General features: G+C 60.5%; 1 protein-coding gene. It reads left to right on the top strand.

The window, feature by feature from the left end; all coding sequences use genetic code 11:
* Positions 1-261, top strand: a 261-nt coding sequence (locus tag SB751_RS32125; RefSeq protein WP_410749279.1) for an AAA family ATPase, incomplete at both ends; no start/stop codon positions are given.

Raw genomic sequence — 261 nt, forward strand, 5'->3', positions numbered from 1 at the left:
GTGGCCATCGCCCGTTCGCTGTGCATGAGCCCCAAGATCATGCTGTTCGATGAGCCGACCTCGGCGCTGGACCCGGAAATGGTCAAGGAAGTGCTGGACGTGATGGTCAACCTGGCCCAGGAGAGCGGCATGACGATGCTGTGCGTGACCCATGAAATGGGCTTTGCGCGCAAGGTCGCCAACCGCGTCATCTTCATGGACCGCGGCGAGATCATCGAACAGAACAGCCCGGACGAGTTCTTCGACACTCCGCAGAACGAG

Origin of the sequence: Cupriavidus sp. SIMBA_020 (genome assembly GCF_046535395.1) — a bacterium.
In the GTDB taxonomy this organism is placed as follows: Bacteria; Pseudomonadota; Gammaproteobacteria; order Burkholderiales; family Burkholderiaceae; genus Cupriavidus; species Cupriavidus campinensis.